The organism is Motilibacter aurantiacus, from assembly GCF_011250645.1.
GTDB classification, from domain to species: Bacteria; Actinomycetota; Actinomycetes; order Motilibacterales; family Motilibacteraceae; genus Motilibacter_A; species Motilibacter_A aurantiacus.
Genome location: NZ_JAANNO010000014.1, coordinates 43,598 through 64,121 on the forward strand (window position 1 = coordinate 43,598; position 20,524 = coordinate 64,121).

Consider the following 20,524-nt stretch of genomic DNA (forward strand, 5'->3'; position numbering starts at 1 on the left):
TCCGTGACCGACCAGCACCGGCCCGACCAGCACCGGCCCGACCAGCGCCGGCCCGGCCAGCGCTGCCCCGACCGGCGGCGGCTCGGTCAGCGGGCGCCCCGCTCACCGGCCGTCCCTACCCAGCCGCGGGAGGCCGACCCCCCGGACACGGTCAGCCGGCGAGCGGAACGCCGTGGAGTGCGGCTGCGGCGGGGCGTAGGGCCGCTGCGCCGTCAGCGAGGAGCTCGTGGGCGGCGGCGTCCTCGGCCGCGCGGGCGACGGCGCGACGGCCCGGGCCGGCCCAGCCGCAGTGGCAGATGGCGTGGGCGAAGGATCCGCGATGTTCGACCGAGGGGTGGTGCACGCTTCAACGCTACCTCGCCGCCTAAACCTGCTCTCAGCAGATTCTTAGGAACCTCCTCCGTCCGGGTAGCTCCCCTGGTCCGAATTACGGGGTTCGGCGTACACCTGGTGAGTAGTTCCGCCACGATGGGTGATGACCCGGTCATGTCATGGTGGCGAAGCGGGAAGCGCACTAGCGTGACGGCCGGAGGTTGATGCCGTGCGACGTGAGGGAGGGCTGCGCGTGACCGAGCCCGACACTCGTGTGCAGGACCCGATGGCTCTGGCGGAGATCCAGCTCTTCGGAGACCTCGTGATCGCCGCCTCGTCGAGTGACGGCCGGCTGAGCCAGGGCGAGATCGACCGGGCGCTGGGGCTGCAGGACCCCTGACCCGACTGCCGGGCTGCCGCAGCGGCCACGTCCCGCGCCCGTCCCGGCCGCGCAGAGCAGCTCACGGGCCGCTGGTCAGCGGCTCAGGCCGGGCCAGCGACCGGGAAGACCGGCCAGGCGATCTCGGTGCGCCACGCCGCCGCCTCGGCGGTGTCCCGGGGGCCCACGAGGTAGGTCTCCCGCACCGGCCCGGACACGGCGAGGGCGGACTCGGCCACCCATCGGCCCAGCTCTCCGTAGGTGACGTCGATGGTGTCGTGTGTGCCCGGGTGCACCGCGACCGCGAGCTCGACCGCCGGCAGCTCGACCGGCCGCACCCGGCCGACGGGGCTCGGCGCCTCGTCCACCGGCAGGTGCACCAGGACGTGGCCCCTGCCCGCGGTGAAGAGGGCGTTGTCGTACAGGCCGCCGGGCGGGCCGGCCGGGGCGGGGACCACCGCGTCGAGCTCGGCCATGGCCCCGGCGTACCACGCGAGCACGTCCGAGTGCGCGACGGTGGCCTGCACCGCGGCAACCAGCCGGGCCGGCTCGCGGCGTACCTCGACCGCCAGCCGCGGCGGCTGCGGGTGCAGCAGCCGCTGCAGCGAGGCCACGGCCGCCTGCGTGCGGGAGAGCTGCTCCTCGAGCCGCTCCAGGTGAGCGGCGATGAGAGCCGCGCGGCCCGCGGGGTCCGGCGTGAGCAGGACCTGCCGGACGTCGGCCAGCGGCAGGTCGAGCTCGCGCAGCTTGGAGATGACCTGCGCGGTGGGCACCTGCGAGGCGTCGTAGTACCGGTAGCCGCTGGCCGGGCTCACCACGGCGGGCTCGAGCAGCCCCGACTCGTGGTAGCGGCGCAGCGTGCGGACGCTCAGGTGGGTCAGCTGGGCGAACTCGCCGATGGTCAGCACCGCCCCACTCTGCACCCTCCCCCCGGGGGAGGGTCGGCGCCTTGACCCTCCCGCAGCGGGCGCCGCCACCGTAGGGCCATGGACGACATCACGACCGTGCAGCAGGCCACCGCAGCGACGACCGGCCCGGCAGCGGGCCCGCCCGACCTGCCCGCGCCCGTGCAGGACTACCTCGACGCGCACCTGCGGGGCGACGTCGCCGCGGCGGCGGCCTGCTTCGCCCCGGACGCGGTCGTGGTCGACGACGGGGCCACCTACCGCGGGCGCGCCGAGATCACCCGCTGGCTCTCGCGCACCTCCTCCGAGTACAGCTACACCACCACCCTCACCGGCGCCCGCCGGGACGGCGACCGGCACTGGACGGTGACCCAGCGGCTCGAGGGGACCTTTTCCGGAGGCGTGGTGGTCCTGAGCTTCGCCTTCGTCAGTGACGGACGAAGCCTCCTCGCCCTGACGATCGCCCCCTCGACCGCGGGGTGAGACCGGACGCGCCGACGCCCGGGGTGCACGAGGGCACCCCGGGCGTCGGCGACGTCCGACGGGGAGGATCAGCCGAAGCGGCCCGAGATGTAGTCCTCGGTCGCCTTCTCCGACGGGGTGGAGAACATCTTCGGCGTCGGGGCCATCTCGATGAGCTTGCCCGGCTTGCCCGAGCCGGAGATGTTGAAGAAGGCGGTCGTGTCGCTCACCCGGGCGGCCTGCTGCATGTTGTGGGTGACGATCACGATCGTGTACTTCGACTTCAGCTCGGAGATCTGGTCCTCGATCGCCAGCGTGGAGATCGGGTCCAGCGCGGAGCACGGCTCGTCCATCAGCAGCACCTCGGGCTCGACCGCGATCGCGCGGGCGATGCAGAGCCGCTGCTGCTGGCCGCCGGACAGGCCGGCGCCGGGCCGGTCGAGCCGGTCCTTGACCTCGTTCCAGAGGTTGGCGCCCTTGAGCGAGCGCTCGACCACGTCGTCGAGCGCGGACTTCCTCTTCACCCCGTTGAGCCGCAGCCCCGCCGCGACGTTGTCGTAGATCGACATCGTCGGGAACGGGTTGGGCCGCTGGAAGACCATGCCGACGGTGCGCCGCACCGCGACCGGGTCGACGTTCTGCCCGTAGAGGTCCTCGCCGTCGATAGTCACCTTGCCCTCGACGCGCGCGCCCGGGATGACCTCGTGCATCCGGTTGAGCGTGCGCAGGAAGGTGGACTTGCCGCAGCCGGACGGGCCGATGAAGGCCGTCACGGAGCGGGGCTCGATGGTCATGTTCACGTCCTCCACGGCCCGGAACGAGCCGTAGTAGACGTTCAAGCCGCTGACGTCGATGCGCTTGGCCATGGGTCCAGTCTCCTACCGCGCCTGGGGCGCTTTCCACCGCGCGATGCCGCGCGCGACCACGTTGAGGATCAACACGAGCAGGATCAGCGTCAGCGCCGTCGCCCACGCCCTGTCCTGAGCGTACGGGCTGGAGCGGAACGCCTGGTCGTAGATGATCAGGGGGAGCGAGGCCTGCGGGCCGTCGAACGGGTTCTTGTTGATCGAGTCGGTCGCGCCGACCGTGAGCACGAGCGGGGCCGTCTCGCCGATGACGCGGGCCACCGAGAGCATGACGCCGGTCACGATGCCGCCGATGGCGGTCGGGATGACGATCGAGACGATCGTCTTCCACTTGGGCACACCGAGCGCCAGCGAGGCCTCCCGCAGGTCGTTCGGGACCAGCTTGAGCATCTCCTCGGTGCTGCGGACCACGACCGGCAGCATCAGGATGGACAGGGCCAGGCCGCCCCAGACGCCCTTGGGTGTCATGCCGAGCCCGAGCATGATGGCCGTGTAGATGAACAGGCCCGCCACGATGGACGGGACACCGGTCATGACGTCCACGAAGAAGGTCACCGCGCGGGCGAGGGCGCCCCGCCCGTACTCGACGAGGTAGACCGCGACGAGCAGGCCGATCGGCACCGAGATCAGCGCGGCGATGCCGACCTGCTCGACCGTGCCGATGATGCCGTGGTAGATGCCGCCGCCCTCGTCGCGTGGGCCGATGCCCCGCTGGGAGTGGCTGAGGAAGTACGGCGTGAGATGGGCCGCGCCGCGCTGGATCGTGGTGATCAGCACGCTCAGCAGCGGCAGGATCGCCAGCGCGAAGCAGGTGTAGACGACGACGGTGACGACCCGGTCCTTCGCCCGTCGCGGGCCCTCGATCCGCGCGGACGCGATGGCGACGAGGGCTGCGTAGACCGGGACGAACAGCACGACCGCGAGGGCGAGCGGGCTGTCCAGGACGAGGACCAGCAGCGCCGCGACGACGGCGGCGGCCACCGCGAGCGCCCAGGGGAGCCACGCGGGCAGCGGGCGGGTCTGGGGGAGCAGGCTCGAGCTGCCCGGCTCGTTCGTGGGGAGGAGGGTCGTGCTCATGCCGATGCCCCCGAGAACTCCTTGCGCCGGGCGATGACCGCCCGCGCGCCCATGTTGACCAGCAGCGTGATGAGGAAGAGCACGAGGCCGGAGGCGATCAGCGCGCTGCGGCCCGTCTCGGCGATCTCACCGAAGCGCAGCGCGATGTTGGCGGCGAAGGTCGAGCCGCCGATCTCCAGGACGCTGGCGTTGATGGTGTAGCTCGGCGACAGGATCAGCGCGATGGCGATCGTCTCCCCGAGCGCGCGCCCCAGGCCGAGCATTGTCGCGCTGATGATGCCGGGCCGGCCGAAGGGCAGCACGGCGGTGCGGATCATCTCCCATCGCGTGGCCCCGAGCGCGAGCGCGGCCTCCTCGTGCGCGCGCGGGACCTGGAGGAAGACCTCGCGGCAGACGGCGGCGATGATCGGGAGGATCATGATCGCGAGCACGACCCCGGCGGTGAACAGCGAGGACGCGGAGTTCACGCTCCCGCCGAAGACCGGGATCCAGCCGAACCAGTCGTTGATCCAGCGCTCGACCGGGAGGATGTGCTCGCTGAGGAAGCGCAGGCCCCAGAGGCCGAAGATGACGCTGGGGACGGCGGCGAGCAGGTCGACGACGTACGCGAGGACCACGGCGAGCCGCCGCGGCGCGTAGTGCGAGATGAACAGCGCGATGCCGATGGCGACCGGCACGGCCAGGATCAGCGCGATGATGCTGCTGACGAGCGTGCCGTAGGCCAGGGCGGCGATGCCCCAGTCGTTGTTGTCGGGGTCGAAGTTCTGCGTGGTGAGGACGTTCGACTCGTTGGACGTCAGGCTGGGGATCGCTCGGACCAGCAGGAACGTGCCGATCGCCGCCATGACGACGAGCACGAAGACGCCGGCACCCGTCGACGAGCCGCGGAAGATGCGGTCCCCGAGACGCACACCGCTTGCCGACCGGGTCGTCCCCAGTTGGGTGGGTTCATTATCAAGATCGGGCGGTGTCGCCACGAGTTGCTCCTCCGACGGGCGGACGGGGCTGAGAGGGATGCTTCCACTGACGAAGCGCCGGCGCTGTCCCGGCCCCCCCATGATCGGGGGGCCGGGAGCGCACGGCGCTTCAGGGGGTGGTGCAGGGAGTGTCAGGCACCCGGCGTGATCGCGGCAACCGTCTCCGCGACCTGCGAGCGGACCTCCTCGGGGAGCGGCGCGTAGCCGTTCTCCGTGAGCAGGGCCTGGCCCTCCTCGCTGGAGGTGTAGGTCAGGAAGGACTTGACCAGGTTGGCCTCAGCGGCCGGCTGGCCCGCGGAGCAGGCGATCTCGTACGTCACGAGGATGATCGGGTACGCGTTGGGCGCGGTCGTCGCGTAGTTCAGCGAGAGCGCCAGGTCGGGGGCGGTGCCCGAGACCTCGGCGTCGGCGACGGCGGCGGCGGCGTTCTCCGGCGTCAGCTCGACGAAGCTCTCCCCGTCGTTGGACACGTTGGCGGCGCTGAGCCCGGCGTCCTCGACGAAGGAGTACTCGACGTAGCCGATCGCGCCGGCGGTGCGGGAGACGGCGTCGGCGACACCGGCCGACTTGTTGGCGCCCTGGCCGCCCTTGATGTCGGCCGGCCACTGCTGCTCGGTGCCGTAGGTCCAGACGTCCTTGGCCGTGGCGTCGAGGTAGCGGGCGAAGTTCTGCGTCGTGCCCGACTCGTCCGAGCGGTGGACGGCGACGATGTCGGTGTCCGGCAGGGAGGCGTCGGGGTTCTCCGCCGCGATCTCCTGCGCGTTCCACTTGGTGATCTGGCCGGTGAAGATCTTGGCGATCGTGGCGGCCGAGAGGTTGAGCTCGTCGACGCCCTCGACGTTGTAGGCCACAGCGATCGGGCCGACGACCATCGGCAGGTTGATGGCCTCGCCGCCGACGCAGTTGGCGTCCGCCTGGGTCTTCTCGTCCTCCTTGATCGCGGAGTCCGAGCCGGCCCACGCGACCTGCTTGTCGATGAAGGCCTGGCGGCCCGCACCGGAGCCCGAGGCGTTGTAGTTGATCGTGACGTCGGAGCAGGCCTCCTGGAAGGCCTTCGTCCACTCGGAGACCGCGTTCTGCTGCGCGCTGGAGCCGGCGCCGTTGAGCGTGCCGCCGCCGGCGGGGCACGCGATGCCGCCGCTGCCCGCGTCGGGCGCGCTCGAGCTGCCGGAGGTGGCGGCGGGCGCGTCGGAGCCGGCGTTGTCGTCGGAGTTGTCGTCCGAGCCACAGGCGGCGAGCGCGAGCGAGCCGGCAAGGGCGACGACCGAGAGCCGGCCGAAGCGGTGGAGCTTCACGAGTTCTTGTCCCTCTCCTGGGATGACATGTCGTTGCGGAGAGGACGGTAGGTGGGCCAGGTGACGCGATCGCCGGTCGAGAGTGAACAGCGGGTGAACGTCGGGCGAGGGGGTGGCGACGGGCCCGTTGCACGCAGCGGTACGTCAGGGAAACGACCCTTGTGCGGCGCCCGAATCGCGGGTTCACACCCGACTGGTCACCGACCTGACGCCTGACCGACCGTACGGGTTAACCCGAACAGGGGGCCCGAGGGCTTCAGTTCGCGCCATGAACAACCTTCCCCTCAGCCGGCGCTCCGTACTCGCGGGCGGCGCCGCCGTCGGCGCGGGTGTCGCCGCCGGCGCCCTGGGCGCCCCGGTGCCCGCCCTCGCCGTCCCCAAGGCCCGACCCGGCCGCATCGCCTACCCGTTCCTGCTCGGCATCGCCTCCGGCGACCCGACCGCCGACGGCGTGGTCCTGTGGACCCGCCTGGCCGTCGACCCGCTGGCCGAGGACGGCTTCGGCGGGATGACCGCGAGCAAGTACGACGTCGAGTTCCAGGTCGCGACCGACGAGCAGTTCCGCTCGCTGGTCCGCCGTGGCACCAAGCACGCCCGCCGCGAGGACGGCTACGCCATCCACGTCGAGCTCACCGGGCTGCCCTCCGGCCGGGAGTTCTTCTACCGGTTCCGCATCGACGAGCACGTCTCGCCCGTCGGCCGCACGCTCACCGCCCCCTCCGCGGGCGCGGCCGTCTCCTCGCTGCGCACCGGCGTCGTCTCCTGCGCGCAGTTCGAGCACGGCTACTTCACGGCCTACCGCCGCCTCGCCGAGGACACCCCGGACCTGGTCCTGCACCTCGGCGACTACATCTACGAGTACCGCGCCGGGGCGTACACGATCCCCGGCGGCAACCCGCGCGACCACGCCGGGCCGGAGACGACGACTCTCGCGGGCTACCGGCAGCGACACGCGCAGTACAAGTCCGACGCCGACCTGCAGGCGGCCCACGCCGTCGCGCCCTGGGTGGTCGTGTTCGACGACCACGAGGTGGAGAACAACTGGGCCGCCGACATCAGCGAGAACGCCGGCGACTCGGTGGAGTACTTCCGCCAGCGTCGCGCGGCCGCCTTCAAGGCGTACTACGAGAACATGCCACTGCGCCGAGCCCAGGTCGCCAAGGGTGCCGAGATGCAGCTCTACCGCCGCCTCGGCTGGGGGCAGCTGGCCAACTTCCACATGCTCGACACCCGGCAGTACCGCGACGACCAGGCCAACAACGACGGGCTGAAGGCGCCGAGCGCCCAGTCCCGCGACCCGCGCCGCTCGATCATGGGCATCGCGCAGGAGCGCTGGCTCTACGACGGCCTCGGCCGCTCGACGGCCACGTGGGACGTGCTGGGCCAGCAGGTCTTCTTCGCGCTCAGCGACTTCGGGCCCGGCACGGCCGAGGTCTACAACATGGACTCGTGGGACGGCTACCAGCCGAACCGCGACCGGGTCATGAGCGCGTTCCAGACCCGTGGCGTCGCCAACCCCGTCGTCCTCACCGGTGACATCCACACCGCGTGGGCCAACGACCTCAAGGCCGACTTCCGCAACACCTCCTCGAAGACGGTCGGGACCGAGCTCGTGACCACGTCGGTCACCTCCGGCGGCGACGGCACCGACATCCCGTCGTACGGCCCCGCCGTGCGCGCCGAGAACCCGCACATCAAGTTCGCCTCCAACCGGCGCGGCTACGTCCTCGCGACGTACACGCCCACCCAGCTGCGCGCCGACTTCCGCTCGCTGGCCCAGGTCCGTACGCCTGGCGCGCCGGTCTACACGCAGGCCTCCTTCGCGGTCGAGGCCGGCAACCCCGGGCTCCAGAGCGTCTGAGCCCCACCGCCGAGACAGGAGAAGCACGAACCATGCGATCTCGTTCAGTTGTCGCGGTCACGACGACGCTCGCCCTCGGGTGCGGCGTCGCCGCGGTCGCCATGGGCCCCTCGGCGACCGGCGCCGCCGGCTCTCTGCAGCAGGCCGAGCTGGTCGGCCGCACCGTGCTGCCGGCCGACACCTTCGGCGAGCAGCTTCCCAGTGGTGCGCTCGCCAATGCGGCCAACGGCCGCACCACGCCTTTCCCGGCTCAGCCGGTCCAGGGCTTCAGCGGCGTGCTGCCGCAGGCCGACGGCACCTACTGGGTGCTATCGGACAACGGATTCGGCACCAAGGCCAACAGCGCGGACTTCATCCTGCGCGTACAGCACGTGAAGCCCGACTACGCCACCGGCAAGGCGACGGTCGTCGACCTCGGGGTCGACCTCGAGGACCCGGACCGCAAGGTGCCGTTCCCGCTCGCCCGTGCGGACCGCCGGCTGACCGGTGCCGACTTCGATCTCGAGTCGTTCCGCCAGGCGCCCGACGGCACGCTGTGGTTCGGGGACGAGTTCGGCCCGTGGCTCCTCCACACCGACGCGAACGGCAAGGTGCTCGAAGCGCCGTTCCACGTCCCGGGCGTCGCATCGCCGAGCGACCCCACCCTTCCCGCGGGTGCCACGCCGAACCTCGCCAACAGCAAGGGCTTCGAGGGCATGGCGCTCTCGGAGGACGGCAAGGAGCTCTACCCGATGCTGGAGGGCCCGGTCGTGGGCGACTCCCCGCAGGACCTGCGCGTCTACAAGTTCAACCTGCGGCACACGCGGTTCCAGGGCATAGCCTTCCGCTACCGGCTCGAGAGCGCCGGCAACGCCATCGGCGACCTCACGGCCGTGGACGACCACCGATACGTCGTTCTCGAGCGCGACAACGGCGAGGGCGCCTCGGCCCGGTTCAAGGCGGTCTTCCTCGTCGACGACCGCGACAAGGACAAGGACGGGTACGCCGACAAGACCCTGCTGGTGAACCTGATGGCCGTGCCGGACCCCAACGGCATCGCCGGCCCGAAGGGGTCGTTCTTCACCTTCCCCTTCCAGACCATCGAGGGGATCGCCGTGCTCGACGACCACACCCTGCTCATCGAGAACGACAACAACTACCCTGGCTCGGCTGGCCGCACCCCCGGGTCGCCGGACGACAACGAGTTCATCAAGGTGCGGCTCGACCGCTCCCTGACGGACTGAACCGCCCTCGACAGGCCTGGAAGGTGCCCGTGTTCGTGCTGCTGCGACACGGGCACGCCGGGCAGAAGCGCGAGTGGCCGCTCCCGGACCGGGAGCGGCCGCTGCGCGGCCGGGGCCGGCAGGAGGCGCTGGGTGTCGTGGGGACACTGCAGCACGTTCCCGTGCACAGGCTCCTCAGCAGCCCCTACCGCCGGTGCTGGGAGACGCTGATCCCCTTGTCGGCGGCTCGCGGCATACCGGTCGAGCACAGTGGACTGCTGGCCCCGGACGCCCCGCTCGACCAGGTCCTGGCCCTGCTCTCCGGCCCCGACGCCGACGGCGCGGTGTTCTGCACCCACGGCGAGCTGCTCGAGCGGGTGCTCGACAGCTGGCAGTCGGACGGCCCCGTCGAGGTCCGCCGCCGCGTCACCACGAAGAAGGGCGCGCTGTGGGTGGTCGGGGCCTCCGCCTCGAGGGCGCCTGTCGCGCGCTACCACTCGGCCCGCAGGGTCAAGCGCAGCCCCCGGTGAGCACCTCGTCGCCTCGAGTCCCTGCCGCCGGCTGAACGCCGGGTGAATCCCGCGGCCACGCCCGTTTCGGCCTGCGTACGGCGCCGGGTAGTCCCGTTCCGGAACAACGGCCACGGGGTCGTGTCGACGGTGATCCTCCCGGCGCTGCTCGCCCCGCTGGCTGCCGGCCTCGTGGCGGGGCTGGGGACGTACCTCGCGTACCGGATCACCTCCAACGTCTCCGAGAACGTGCACGACAAGGGCTTCAAGGTGGGCCAGACCGGCTCGGCCTCGTTGGTGTCGCTGGCCCATGGCACCGACGACGCGCAGAGGACGATGGGCATCATCGCGCCTGCGCACGTCGCGCACGGCAGCCTCGCCGAGGGGTCCGACCCGCCGTTGGCGTCGACCTGATCGGCGGCACGGCGGGCGTCGCCGCGGTCCTCGTGCTCCTCGTCGCATGCTCCGCAGCGTTCTACCTGGCGTCGCGACGGTCCCCGGTCAACCCCGCCAACGTCAACGACGAGTGGACCGGCACGGTCGCGCCCGAGCGCGCCCGGGTGCCGGCCAACGCCTGAGGAAGGGCCTGGATGGACGAGTGGGTGGACCTGGCCGCCCTGGGCCGGGTGCTGCTGGCCGGCCTGCTCGGCGGGGCCGGCCTCGTGGCGGTGTTCCCGTTGGGCCTGGTCGGGCTTTCCGAGCACGAGGGCCGCAGGCGCTCCGGCACGCACGCCACCGGCCGCGGGAGGAGCCCGGCCTGGCTCGCCCGGGTCGATGGCCTCGACGTCCGCGATCGGCGCGAGGCCGAAGCGCAGCCCGCGACCTCACGTCCCGCCCGCCGTGCCGCCCGACCTCGTCGCGCTGCGCGGCGGGCTGCCCTTCCAGCGTCTCGCCGGGCGGGCGAACGACCTCGACCTGGAGGCGGTGGCGCAGGCGTACCTGTCCGGGCTGGCGCGTGTGGGACGCGCCAACCGTGATTCAGGCTCTGTTCTTCTCCTACGCGACCTGCGTTCACCGGATGTCGCTTCGCTGTGCGCGTCGGTGGCGCCGCGGTCGAGGGACGGCCGTGCGAGCGCGCCGCGAGGAGCCTTCGTGCGTATGCCCTCCCTCAGCCGCCGCGCGGTGGTCGCGCTGGCCGCTGTGCCCGCGATCGCCGCGCCGGTCGCGCTCGTGTCGGTCAGCGCCGACGCCAACGTCAACGCCACCGGCACGTCGGTGTCCGCGCCGCTGGTCTTCGGCCACCGCGGTGCCTCCGGCTATCGCCCCGAGCACACGCTCGCGAGCTACGACCTTGCCGTCCGCCAGGGCGCCGACGTCATCGAGCCGGACCTGGTGTCGACCAAGGACGGCGTCCTCGTTGCGCGCCACGAGAACGAGATCAGCGGCACGACCGACGTCGCCGACCACCCCGAGTTCGCGTCGCGGCGCACGACGAAGGTCATCGACGGCTCGTCCATCACCGGCTGGTTCACCGAGGACTTCACGCTCGCCGAGCTGCGCACGCTGCGGGCGAAGGAGCGGCTGCCCGCCGTCCGCCAGGAGAACACCGCGCTGGACGGCCGCTACGTCATCCCGACCTTCGGTGAGGTCCTGGACTTCGCCAAGCGCGCGTCCAAGGAGACCGGCCGCGACATCGGCGTGGCCCCGGAGACCAAGCACCCGACGTACTTCGACTCCATCGGGCTCTCGCTCGAGGAGCCCCTCGTCAAGGAGCTGCGCGACCGCAACATCGACAAGCGCAACAAGAACATCTGGATCCAGTCGTTCGAGGAGTCGAACCTCCGCCAGCTCCACGAGCTGTTCAGGGTCAAGGTCGGCCTCGTCCAGCTGACCAGCGCGGCCGGGCGGCCGTACGACCACGTCGTCTCCGGCGACCCGCAGACGTACGCCCAGATGACATCGGCCGAGGGCCTGCGCGAGGTCGCGGAGTACGCCGACGTCGTGGGCCCGGACAAGTCGCAGATCTACCCGCGTGCCGCCAACGGCACGACGGGCGCCCCGTCCGCTCTCGTCGCCGACGCGCACGCCGCCGGGCTGAAGGTCGTGCCCTACACGGTCCGTGCCGAGAACCAGTTCCTGCCGGTGCAGTACCGCAAGGGGACCGACCCGACCGCGTACGGCGACGTGCTGGCCGAGTTCGAGGACCTGTACGAGGCCGGCGTCGACGGCATCTTCGCCGACCAGCCGGACCTGGCGTACGCCGCGCGCGAGGACTTCCTCGGCTACCAGCACGGCGTCACCCACCCGCAGGCGGAGACGCCGCGCGGCTGACCCGTCGGCCGCCCGCGTCCCGCTCGGGGCGCGGGCCTCGGAAGAGCGACGACCATGGGCCCTGTCAGGCGACACCGGGTGTCGTCCGGCAGGGCCCGTGGTCATCGTCGGGGGTGGTCGGACCGCGGCCAGTAGGTTAGGCTCCCCTAAGGGCTGGCGCCGGGAGAAGTCGCACAAGTCCGGACGATGGTTCTGTTGAGCAACGAGCTCCAGGTCGCGTCGTGCGTTCTCCACGCTCTGTTCACGTTCGATTCATCCGGCTCGCGCCCCGGCTGCATAGCGTGCGGGCGGTCGCGCCGAGTACGGCGCGCATGACGCCTGAGACTTCTGCACCGCGAGGGGAATCGTGTCGGACCTCGAAGACGCCACCAACCGCCGTCGACTGCTGCCGCTGCTGGGCACCCGCCACGGCAGCCGCAGCCACATGACGTGCCTCTACCGCTGCGGCAACGCCTGTGACAAGCCCGTCCCGAACACCACGGACAACCCCTACATCAAGGACGTCATCGAGGGCGTCCTGACCCGGCGCGCGCTGTTCAAGGCCGCCGGCGCCTCCGCGCTCGTCGTCATGGCGGGTCAGGCCCTCGACACGCGCTCGGCCTCGGCCGCCCCGAAGCTGCCCCGGGTCCCCAGCCCGATCGGCATCGCCACGAACGGCGACGGCGCCCTCGAGTTCGTCGCCGTCGCGCCGAACAACCGCGACGAGCTCGTCGTCCCGACGGGCGACGACTACGCGTACAGCGTGGTCATGCGCTGGGGCGACCCGGTGCTCGCGGGCGCGCCGGCCTTCGACCCGCTGAACCAGACCGCGTCCGCGCAGGCGCAGCAGTTCGGCTACAACTGCGACTACGTCGCGGTGCTGCCCTACACCCGGGACGGCGACACGGCCCTCCTCGTGGTCAACCACGAGTACACCGACGAGCAGATGATGTTCCCCGGCGTCACCACCGCCACGAACACCACAGCCGAGCAGAAGCGCATCGCGATGATGGCGCACGGCATCTCCGTGGTGAAGATCGAGCGCGTCGGCCGCCACGGCGAGTGGGAGCGCTCGGCGGACCGGTCGGTCAACCGTCGCATCACGGTCTCGACGCCGTTCGTCGTCGACGGCCCGGCCGCCGGCTCGCAGTACCTCAGGACCTCGGCCGACCCGACCGGCAAGCTGGTGCTCGGCACGCTGAACAACTGCGCCGGCGGCACCACCCCGTGGGGCACCACGCTGCACGGCGAGGAGAACTTCAACCAGTACTTCGGCGCCAGCACCACGGTGCAGGACCCGGAGCGCCGGCTCGCCCGCTACGGCATCGCCACCAGCGGCCTGTCCTCGCGCCGCTGGGAGGAGATCGACCCGCGCTTCGACCTCGCCAAGGAGCCCAACGAGGCCAACCGCTTCGGCTGGGTCGTCGAGGTCGACCCCACGAACCCCTCGGCCCCGCCGGTCAAGCACACCGCGCTCGGCCGCTTCAAGCACGAGGGCGCCTCGATCTCCATCGCCGCCGACGGCCGCGCGGTCGCCTACTCCGGTGACGACGAGCGCTTCGACTACATCTACAAGTTCGTGTCGCGCAACAAGTACCGCCCCGGCCGCACGGCCGCGGACCGTGCGCACAACATGACGCTGCTGTCCGAGGGCGACCTCTACGTCGCCCAGTTCAGCGGCGACAGCCCGAAGAGCGAGCTCAACGGCAACGCGAACGGCACCGGGACCCTCCCGGCGGACGGCGAGTTCGACGGCACGGGCCGCTGGATCCCGCTGGTGGTCAACGGCCAGTCCATGATCCCCGGCAAGTCGGTCGCCTGGGTGCTCACCTTCACCCGCCTGGCCGCCGACCGCCTCGGCAAGCAGCTCGACGCCAACGGCAACCCGGTGCTCGTCAACGGGGCGGAGGTCGTCGTCGACCCGGCCCTGGTGCCGACCAAGATGGACCGGCCCGAGGACATCGAGCCGAACCCCGTCACGGGCCGCGTGTACGCCGCGCTCACCAACAACTCCAACCGCACGGTGGCGCAGGCCGACGAGGCCAACCCGCTCGGCCGTTCGTACGCGTTCAACGCCACGACCGGGCAGGACACCCTGCAGAGCGGCAACCGCAACGGCCACGTGCTCGAGTGGGAGGAGGCCGGCAACGACCACGCCTCGCTCACCTTCACCTGGCGCATCTTCATCGTCGCCGGCGACCCCGAGCGCCCGGAGACGTACTTCGCGGGCTACGACAAGTCCAAGGTCAGCCCGATCTCCTGCCCGGACAACGTGGCCTTCGACCCGCACGGCAACCTCTGGATCTCGACCGACGGCAACTCGCTGTCGTTCGTGAACCAGGTCGAGGGCACGACCGGCCTGCTCGGTGGCAACGACGGCCTCTTCGCCGTCCCCGTGCAGGGCCCGGAGCGCGGCCACCTCAAGCAGTTCCTCACGGTGCCGCGCGGCGCCGAGACCTGCGGCCCGCTCATCACCTGGGACGGCGACAGCCTCTTCGTCGCCGTCCAGCACCCGGGCGAGTACGGCGGCGCGACCTTCGACAACCCGAAGAGCTCGTGGCCGGACCGCTCGGCGACCCGCCCCTTCCCGCGCCCGAGCGTCGCCGTGGTCTACAAGACCCGTGGCGACAAGCGCATCGGGTCCGGCGGACGGGCTGCTCGTGACGCCGAGCGCGCCGAGCGGCGCGTCGCGGCGAAGAAGTAGCACCGACAGCTGACCGGGGAGCCGGGGCCGCCGAGCAGGCGGCCCCGGCTCCGTCGTTCCAGCCCCGACGTTTGCCTGCTGCTCCCGCTGCACACACCACGGTCATGAGCAACTCTGCGCAGCGGGAGGCCGGAGCCGCCCTCCGCCTCACGGGGACGGTCCTGGGGGTCGGGGTCGTGCTGAGCGTCCTGCTCGGCCTCGTGACCGGGCACTGAGCGAGGACTTCGGGGCCGCGTTCGGCCGGGCCGTCGCGGTGGCGATGAGCGTGACGGCGGTCGTGGGCGTGGCGCTGGTGCTGATCCCGCGCCGTCGGGCCTGACCGGCTCAGTCCTCGGCGGGCAGCTCGTTGTAGCCCGGCGCGCGCTCCTGCCCGGTCAGCCGGCCGATGGCGTCGATGACGTCGTCGGTCAGCTGCCGGCGGGCCAGCCCGGGAGCGGTGGCGGCGTACTCCTTGGGCTGGATCGGGGGAGCGAAGCGGACCGTCACCCTGGCGATCCGCGGGAAGCGGGCGCCGACCGGCTGCACCTTGTCCGTCCCGATGAGGCCCACGGGCAGGACGGGGGCGTCGGCGGCGAAGGCGAGCCAGGCCACGCCCACCCGGCCGCGGTAGAGCCGCCCGTCACGTGAGCGCGTGCCCTCCGGGTAGATGCCGAAGGCCTCCTCCCGCTTCAGGATCTCCAGGGCGGTGTCGAGCGAGGCCTGGGCCGCACGCGCCTCTCCCCGGGGGACGGGGACTGCCCCCATGGCGGTGAAGAACCAGCGGGACGGCAGGTTGCGCAGGCTGCGGTCGGTGAAGTACTCGCTCTTGGCGAGGAAAGTGATGCGCCGCTCGGTCACGACCAGCGGGAGAAGGATGCTGTCGATGAACGACAGGTGGTTGCTGGCCACGATGACCCGGCCCTCGCGCGGGATGTGCTCCCGGCCCTCGACCACCGGGCGCCAGAACGTTCGGAGCAGGACGCCCAGCAGTCGGCGCAGGATGAAGTACAACACCTGAACATTCTCCTACGCCTCGTGGGTCTCGACGGCGACCACCGTGCCGTCGGCCGCGTGAAGCACCCAGAAGCCGCCGGCGGCCAGGGGCTGGGACGGGGCGGCGGCCGGGCAGAGCGCGCACAGCGCGCGGACGACGGGGAGCAGCAGGGCCTTGTGGGTGCAGATCGCGGTCGGGACCGGGGCATCCAGCAAGGCGCGCAGCTCGGTGACGGCAGCAGAACCGGCGTTCCGGAAGCCCTCTTCGCTGAGCAGCGGGTGCGCCTCCAGCGGCAGCGAGTGGGCCGCGGCGTACGGGGCGATCGTGTCGACGGTACGGACGGTGTCGGAGGTCACCAGCCGCTCGATGCCGTACGCCGCGAGCAGCGGGACGAGAGCGTCCGCCGTGGCCCGCCCGCGCCCGTCCAGGGGCCTGTCGTCCGCGGCGCCGGCCCACTCGTCGCGGGCGACCGGCTTGGCGTGGCGCAGGACGACGAGCGGCACGGTCTCGCCCGGGCCCGCTGCAAGCTCGCCCACCAGCGCGGCGTCGCGGGGGCGCGTGAGTCGCCGGCGCGCGGCGTCGAACGGCAGCCACTCGCACCGGTCGACCTCGTGCGTCGGGACGAACTGCCCGCCGGTCGGGCGCGCGGCCCAGTAGGAGACGGCCTTGTCGCGGCCGGACACCTGGTAGCGCTGGGTGGTGAGCGGCCGACCGAGCACGACGTCGAGCCCGGTCTCCTCCCGCACCTCCCGACGGGCCGCCGCGAGGACGTGCTCGCCCTCGTCGAGCTTGCCCTTGGGGAAGGACCAGTCGTCGTACTTGGGACGGTGGACCAGGAGCACTTCTGGGCCGCTCGGGCCCGGCCGCCGGACGAGGGCGCCGGCGGCCAGCACTGTCCCTCCGTTGCTCACGTCAGCCCGGTCGCAGCCAGCGCCGGTGCTTCGGGTCGGCGACCTCGGGCCAGAGCTCGAGGAACTGGTGGCGCGCCAGGTCCACCGCCGCGCGCTCGTCGCAGTAGAGCAGCCCGAGGGCGAACCCGGTACGGCCGCCCACGTGGGCGCCGGCCGCGAACCCCTGCAGGGTCTGCGCGGCGATCGAGGCGTCCATGTGCTCGCCGAGGTGCTCGGTCACCCGCTCGATCTGCTTGGCGAGCTGCTTGGCCGGCTTTCCCAGGGCCGGCGCGACCGCCTCGCACGCGTAGCGCGCCTGCTTGGCGGCCTTGCGCGCCTCGTGCCACTCGTCGTCGTGCCCGTCGAGGCGCAGCCCCTTCACGTCGCGGTCGAGCCGCTTCCAGGCCTTCGCCACCAGTGGAGGCAGGGCGCGCGAGCACGGCTGGGCGGCCGCCTCGGTGGTGGGCAGCGCGTTGACGGCGTCGACGAGGGCGTCGTGCAGGGCGACGTAGCGCTCGCTGCGCATGGCCGTGAGCGCCTGCTCCCGGCCGTCGTCGGCCTCCTTGCCCAGGTGGCGGTCGATCAGGCTGCGGGCCGCCAGCGGCTCGACGTGCTCGGGCAGGTGCTTGACCGCCTCGTCGAGCCGCTCGCGCAGCACCTCGCGGTCACGGGCGGCGCTCAGCTCACCGGCCAGCCACTTGAGCTCCTCGCGCAGCGCGTCGGCCCACTCGCGGTCCAGCAGCGGGCGGAAGACCTTCAGCCCGCTGCGCAGCCGGCGCGCGGCCACGCGCATCTGGTGGATCGAGTCCTCCTCGTCACGCCGGACGCCGAGGTCGCTCTCGCGCAGCTTGCGCGCCTGCCCGGCGATGTAGGCCCGCACCAGCGTCGCGGCGCTGTCCTTGGGCCCGACCGGCGGCAGCTCCGGCACGTCGGAGGGGGCGCTCGCCATCGGGCCGAGCGCGCGCACCGCCTTGGAGGTGAACTCGCCGGGCACGGCCCCCGCGCTCAGCAGCCGGGCCACCACCTCGTCGAGCTCCCCGGCCCGGGCCTGCACGTCCTCCAGCTCGAGCTCGCGGAACTTCACGACGACACGGTCGCCGTCGACCACCGAGACGTCGTCGTCGGTCAGCTCGGCCAGCTCGCGGCCGTCCTCGGTACGCAGCACCCGCGAGGCCCGCCTCGTCCGCAGGGTCGCCACGACGACGAGGGGTGCGCTGCGCGTCACGGCGGTGACCAGCTCGCGCAGCTCCTGCGGGACGTCCCCGGCGCCGCCCGCGTCGAGGGGGAGGCGAACCTCGTCCCGCACCCCCGAGCCCACGCCGTTCACCGGCAGCTTGAGGTGCCATCCGGCGTCGGAGCCGCCCTCCCGGCGGCGCAGCGTGATGCCCTCGCGCGCCAGCCGGAGGTCCCCGGTGTCGTGGTAGAGCGCGGTCAGCTCGTGCGTGCCACGCTCCTCGACCGCCGCGACGACGCCCGTCCCGGAGAGGTCGGGCAGCGAGAAGAGCCCGTGGATGCGGAACTTGCGCTCGCTCTCGCGGTAGGTCTCGGCCCGGGTGTCCTTGTCGTCAGCCACGCGCACTCCTCGCTCCACGCTGCTTCACGGTCATGAGGTGGTCCTGCAGGTCGCGCAGCGGCTGGCCGTCGTCGTCCTGGGACCGTCGTGTCCACACCCCTTCCCCGTCCAGCTCCCAGGCAGCCGTGCCGCGGTCGAACCCGAGGTCGAGCAGGGTGTCGAGCTCGGCGACGTGCTCCGGGCTCACCAGGCGGACCAAGGTCTCGATCCGGCGGTCCAGGTTGCGGTGCATCATGTCGGCACTGCCGAACCACGTTTCGCAGGTCTCGCCGACGCCGAACTGGAAGAGCCGCGAGTGCTCCAGGAACCGGCCGAGGATGCTGACCACGCGGATGCGGTCCGAGAGCCCCGGGACACCGGGCCGCAGCGCGCAGATGCCGCGTACCCAGAGCTCGACGTCGACGCCGGCCTGGCTCGCGCGGTAGAGCGCGTCGATGACCGCCTCGTCGACGAGGGAGTTCACCTTGATGCGCACCCGGGCCGGCCGCCCGGCACGCGCGGCCGCAGCCTGCTGCTCGATGCGCTCGACGATGCCGGAACGCATGGACTCGGGGGCGACGAGGATCCGCTTGTAACGGCCGGTCCCGAGGGCGAAGCCGGACAGGGTGTTGAAGAGGTTGGTCAGGTCCGCCCCGACCTCCTCGTCGCAGGTGAGCAGCCCGAAGTCCTCGTAGAGACGGGCGGTCTTGGGGTTGTAGTTGCCCGTCCCCATGTGGACGTACCGGCGAAGCCCGTCCTTCTCTTCACGGATCACGAGTGCTGCTTTGCAGTGCGTCTTCAGGCCGACCAGGCCGTAGACGACGTGGCACCCCGCCTGCTCGAGCTTGCGGGCCCACTTGATGTTCGCCGACTCGTCGAAGCGGGCCTTGATCTCGACGAGCACGAGGACCTGCTTGCCGGCCTCCGCCGCGTCGATCAGCGCGTCGACGATGGGGGAGTCGCCGCTCGTGCGGTAGAGCGTCTGCTTGATGGCGAGCACGCCCGGGTCCGCGGCGGCCTGCTCGATGAAGGCCTGGACGCTCGTCGCGAACGAGTCGTAGGGGTGCTGCACGAGGATCTCGCCCTGCCGGATCTTCGCGAAGATCGAGGCCTCGCGGGCCTCCACGTCCACCAGGTCGCGGTGCGTGCCCGGCACGAAGGGCGCGAACTTCAGCTCCGGACGGTCCAGGTCGGCGATCGCGTGCAGGCCGGTCAGGTCCAGCGGCCCGGGCAGCGCGAAGACGTCGTCGTCGCCCACGCCCAGCTCGCCCTTGAGCAGGTCGAGCAGGTGCGGGTCGATCGTCTCCTCGACCTCGAGCCGGACGGGCGGCCCGAACCGGCGCCGCATCAGCTCGCGCTCCAGCGCCTGCAGGAGGTTCTCGGCCTCGTCCTCGTCGACCTCGAGGTCCTCGTTGCGGGTGACCCGGAACATGTGGTGCTGCAGGACCTGCATGCCGGGGAAGAGCTGCTGCAGGTGCGCCGAGATGACGTCCTCGAGGGGGACGAAGCGCTGGGCGGACGCGCGCGTGAAGCGGGGCAGGACCGGCGGCACCTTGATGCGGGCGAAGTGCTCGGTGCCGGTGTTGGGGTTCCGGACGATGACCGCCAGGTTGAGGCTCAGGCCGGAGATGTAGGGGAAGGGATGCGCGGGGTCGACCGCCAGCGGGGTCAGGACCGGGAAGATGCGGTCCCGGAAGAGCTGGTGCAGCGAGTCCTGCTCCTCGTCCCCGAGGTCGTCCCAGCGCACGATCTCGATGCCGGCGTCGCAGAGCGCGGGGTGCACCACGTCCCGGTAGTCGTCGGAGTGGCGGCGCATCAGCTCGCGCGCCTGCTCCGAGACGCGCTCGAGCACCTGGCGCGGCTGCAGGCCACTGGCCGCGCGGACCGCCAGGCCGGTGGCCATGCGGCGCTTGAGCCCCGCGACCCTGACCATGAAGAACTCGTCGAGGTTGCTCGCGAAGATCGCGAGGAAGCGGGCCCGCTCCAGGAGCGGCACGTCGGGGTCCTCGGCCAGCTCCAGGACCCGCTGGTTGAACCGCAGCCAGGAGAGCTCCCGGTCCAGGAAGCGGTCGCCAGGCAGGGGAACGCTGTCCGGGCTGTCCGGGCCACCGGTGCCGCTCGCGCCGCTGGGGCCGTCGGGCTGCGACGACGAGGCCGCCGTCGGGACGGCAGGGCGCGCTTCGGGCTCGACGCTCATGGATCACATCGTCCCATCCGTGGCAGGCACGGAAACGGGCAGCCCGGAGCTCGGCGGGGGAGCGAGCCGCCGCAGCGCAGGCAAGCCGATGTCCGGCGTTCACCGCGGCGTAC

Annotated in this window: 17 protein-coding genes and 1 pseudogene; 9 read left to right on the forward strand and 9 right to left on the reverse strand. The window is 72.0% G+C overall.

Annotated features, from left to right (window positions below; all coding sequences use genetic code 11):
- Positions 1-565 precede the first annotated feature (565 nt).
- Positions 566-712, forward strand: a complete 147-nt coding sequence (locus tag G9H72_RS18275; protein WP_166173742.1) for a hypothetical protein — start codon at positions 566-568, stop codon at positions 710-712.
- Between the two features lie 83 nt (positions 713-795).
- Here the strand turns inward: G9H72_RS18275 and G9H72_RS18280 are convergent, their stop codons facing one another.
- A complete protein-coding gene (locus G9H72_RS18280) occupies positions 796-1,599 on the reverse strand; it encodes a MerR family transcriptional regulator (protein ID WP_166173810.1) in 804 nt (267 codons plus the stop codon).
- A gap of 78 nt (positions 1,600-1,677) precedes the next feature.
- Here G9H72_RS18280 and G9H72_RS18285 point away from each other — a divergent pair, with 78 nt between their 5' ends.
- Complete coding sequence (locus tag G9H72_RS18285) at positions 1,678-2,079, forward strand: nuclear transport factor 2 family protein (RefSeq protein WP_166173812.1); 402 nt, start codon at positions 1,678-1,680, stop codon at positions 2,077-2,079.
- 68 nt (positions 2,080-2,147) lie between these two features.
- Here G9H72_RS18285 and pstB read toward each other — a convergent pair whose 3' ends face one another.
- From pstB to pstS, 4 genes are read right to left on the reverse strand one after another with little or no spacing between them, the layout of a single operon-like run.
- Entirely contained in the window at positions 2,148-2,924 is a 777-nt protein-coding gene (gene pstB / locus G9H72_RS18290; protein WP_166173814.1) for a phosphate ABC transporter ATP-binding protein PstB, read from the reverse strand.
- Positions 2,925-2,936: 12 nt separating this feature from the next.
- Positions 2,937-4,001: a phosphate ABC transporter permease PstA gene (gene pstA / locus G9H72_RS18295; protein WP_166173816.1), complete on the reverse strand. Its 1,065-nt coding sequence runs from the start codon at positions 3,999-4,001 to the stop codon at positions 2,937-2,939.
- Positions 3,998-5,059 carry a phosphate ABC transporter permease subunit PstC gene (gene pstC / locus G9H72_RS18300; protein WP_166173818.1) on the reverse strand — a complete coding sequence of 354 codons (1,062 nt, stop codon included), beginning with the start codon at positions 5,057-5,059 and terminating at the stop codon, positions 3,998-4,000. The genes pstA and pstC overlap by 4 nt, the downstream gene beginning before the upstream one ends.
- A 50-nt stretch (positions 5,060-5,109) precedes the next feature.
- On the reverse strand, positions 5,110-6,273 hold the full coding sequence (gene pstS / locus G9H72_RS18305; RefSeq protein ID WP_166173820.1) for a phosphate ABC transporter substrate-binding protein PstS: 1,164 nt from the start codon (positions 6,271-6,273) through the stop codon (positions 5,110-5,112).
- 268 nt (positions 6,274-6,541) lie between these two features.
- On the opposite strand from pstS, the gene G9H72_RS18310 reads away from it, so the two are divergent.
- The 7 genes and pseudogenes from G9H72_RS18310 to G9H72_RS18335 all read left to right on the forward strand — a co-directional run bounded on the left by G9H72_RS18310 (position 6,542) and on the right by G9H72_RS18335 (position 14,799).
- Positions 6,542-8,134, forward strand: a complete 1,593-nt coding sequence (locus tag G9H72_RS18310) for an alkaline phosphatase D family protein (protein WP_166173822.1) — start codon at positions 6,542-6,544, stop codon at positions 8,132-8,134.
- 32 nt (positions 8,135-8,166) lie between these two features.
- Positions 8,167-9,357, forward strand: a complete 1,191-nt coding sequence (locus G9H72_RS18315; RefSeq protein ID WP_166173824.1) for an esterase-like activity of phytase family protein — start codon at positions 8,167-8,169, stop codon at positions 9,355-9,357.
- Between the two features lie 35 nt (positions 9,358-9,392).
- Positions 9,393-9,866: a SixA phosphatase family protein gene (locus tag G9H72_RS18320; RefSeq protein WP_166173826.1), complete on the forward strand. Its 474-nt coding sequence runs from the start codon at positions 9,393-9,395 to the stop codon at positions 9,864-9,866.
- A gap of 114 nt (positions 9,867-9,980) precedes the next feature.
- Positions 9,981-10,244: pseudogene (locus G9H72_RS18325) on the forward strand (inorganic phosphate transporter); the annotation flags it as partial.
- 47 nt (positions 10,245-10,291) lie between these two features.
- A complete protein-coding gene (locus tag G9H72_RS22650; RefSeq protein ID WP_269205358.1) occupies positions 10,292-10,423 on the forward strand; it encodes a hypothetical protein in 132 nt (43 codons plus the stop codon).
- A 520-nt stretch (positions 10,424-10,943) separates the two neighbouring features.
- Positions 10,944-12,116, forward strand: a complete 1,173-nt coding sequence (locus G9H72_RS18330) for a glycerophosphodiester phosphodiesterase (RefSeq protein ID WP_166173856.1) — start codon at positions 10,944-10,946, stop codon at positions 12,114-12,116.
- A gap of 424 nt (positions 12,117-12,540) precedes the next feature.
- Positions 12,541-14,799: a PhoX family protein gene (locus tag G9H72_RS18335; RefSeq protein WP_166173858.1), complete on the forward strand. Its 2,259-nt coding sequence runs from the start codon at positions 12,541-12,543 to the stop codon at positions 14,797-14,799.
- 324 nt (positions 14,800-15,123) lie between these two features.
- On the opposite strand, the gene G9H72_RS18340 is transcribed toward G9H72_RS18335, so the two are convergent.
- From G9H72_RS18340 to G9H72_RS18355, 4 genes are read right to left on the reverse strand one after another with little or no spacing between them, the layout of a single operon-like run.
- Entirely contained in the window at positions 15,124-15,792 is a 669-nt protein-coding gene (locus G9H72_RS18340; RefSeq protein ID WP_166173830.1) for a lysophospholipid acyltransferase family protein, read from the reverse strand.
- A gap of 12 nt (positions 15,793-15,804) precedes the next feature.
- Positions 15,805-16,683: an NUDIX domain-containing protein gene (locus G9H72_RS18345; protein WP_166173832.1), complete on the reverse strand. Its 879-nt coding sequence runs from the start codon at positions 16,681-16,683 to the stop codon at positions 15,805-15,807.
- Between the two features lies 1 nt (position 16,684).
- Positions 16,685-18,235, reverse strand: coding sequence for a CYTH and CHAD domain-containing protein (locus G9H72_RS23200; RefSeq protein WP_166173834.1), 1,551 nt, complete (start codon positions 18,233-18,235; stop codon positions 16,685-16,687).
- On the reverse strand, positions 18,228-20,411 hold the full coding sequence (locus G9H72_RS18355) for an RNA degradosome polyphosphate kinase (protein WP_166173836.1): 2,184 nt from the start codon (positions 20,409-20,411) through the stop codon (positions 18,228-18,230). Before G9H72_RS18355 ends, G9H72_RS23200 begins: the two co-directional genes overlap by 8 nt.
- Positions 20,412-20,524 lie beyond the last annotated feature (113 nt).

Coding starts and splice junctions, on each gene's coding strand:
- G9H72_RS18285 (WP_166173812.1), top strand. CDS start 1,678: ATGGACGACATCACGACCGTGCAGCAGGCCACCGCAGCGACGACCGGC.
- pstB (WP_166173814.1), bottom strand. CDS start 2,924: ATGGCCAAGCGCATCGACGTCAGCGGCTTGAACGTCTACTACGGCTCG.
- pstA (WP_166173816.1), bottom strand. CDS start 4,001: ATGAGCACGACCCTCCTCCCCACGAACGAGCCGGGCAGCTCGAGCCTG.
- pstC (WP_166173818.1), bottom strand. CDS start 5,059: ATGGGGGGGCCGGGACAGCGCCGGCGCTTCGTCAGTGGAAGCATCCCT.
- G9H72_RS18310 (WP_166173822.1), top strand. CDS start 6,542: ATGAACAACCTTCCCCTCAGCCGGCGCTCCGTACTCGCGGGCGGCGCC.
- G9H72_RS18315 (WP_166173824.1), top strand. CDS start 8,167: ATGCGATCTCGTTCAGTTGTCGCGGTCACGACGACGCTCGCCCTCGGG.
- G9H72_RS18330 (WP_166173856.1), top strand. CDS start 10,944: ATGCCCTCCCTCAGCCGCCGCGCGGTGGTCGCGCTGGCCGCTGTGCCC.
- G9H72_RS18335 (WP_166173858.1), top strand. CDS start 12,541: ATGACGTGCCTCTACCGCTGCGGCAACGCCTGTGACAAGCCCGTCCCG.
- G9H72_RS18355 (WP_166173836.1), bottom strand. CDS start 20,411: ATGAGCGTCGAGCCCGAAGCGCGCCCTGCCGTCCCGACGGCGGCCTCG.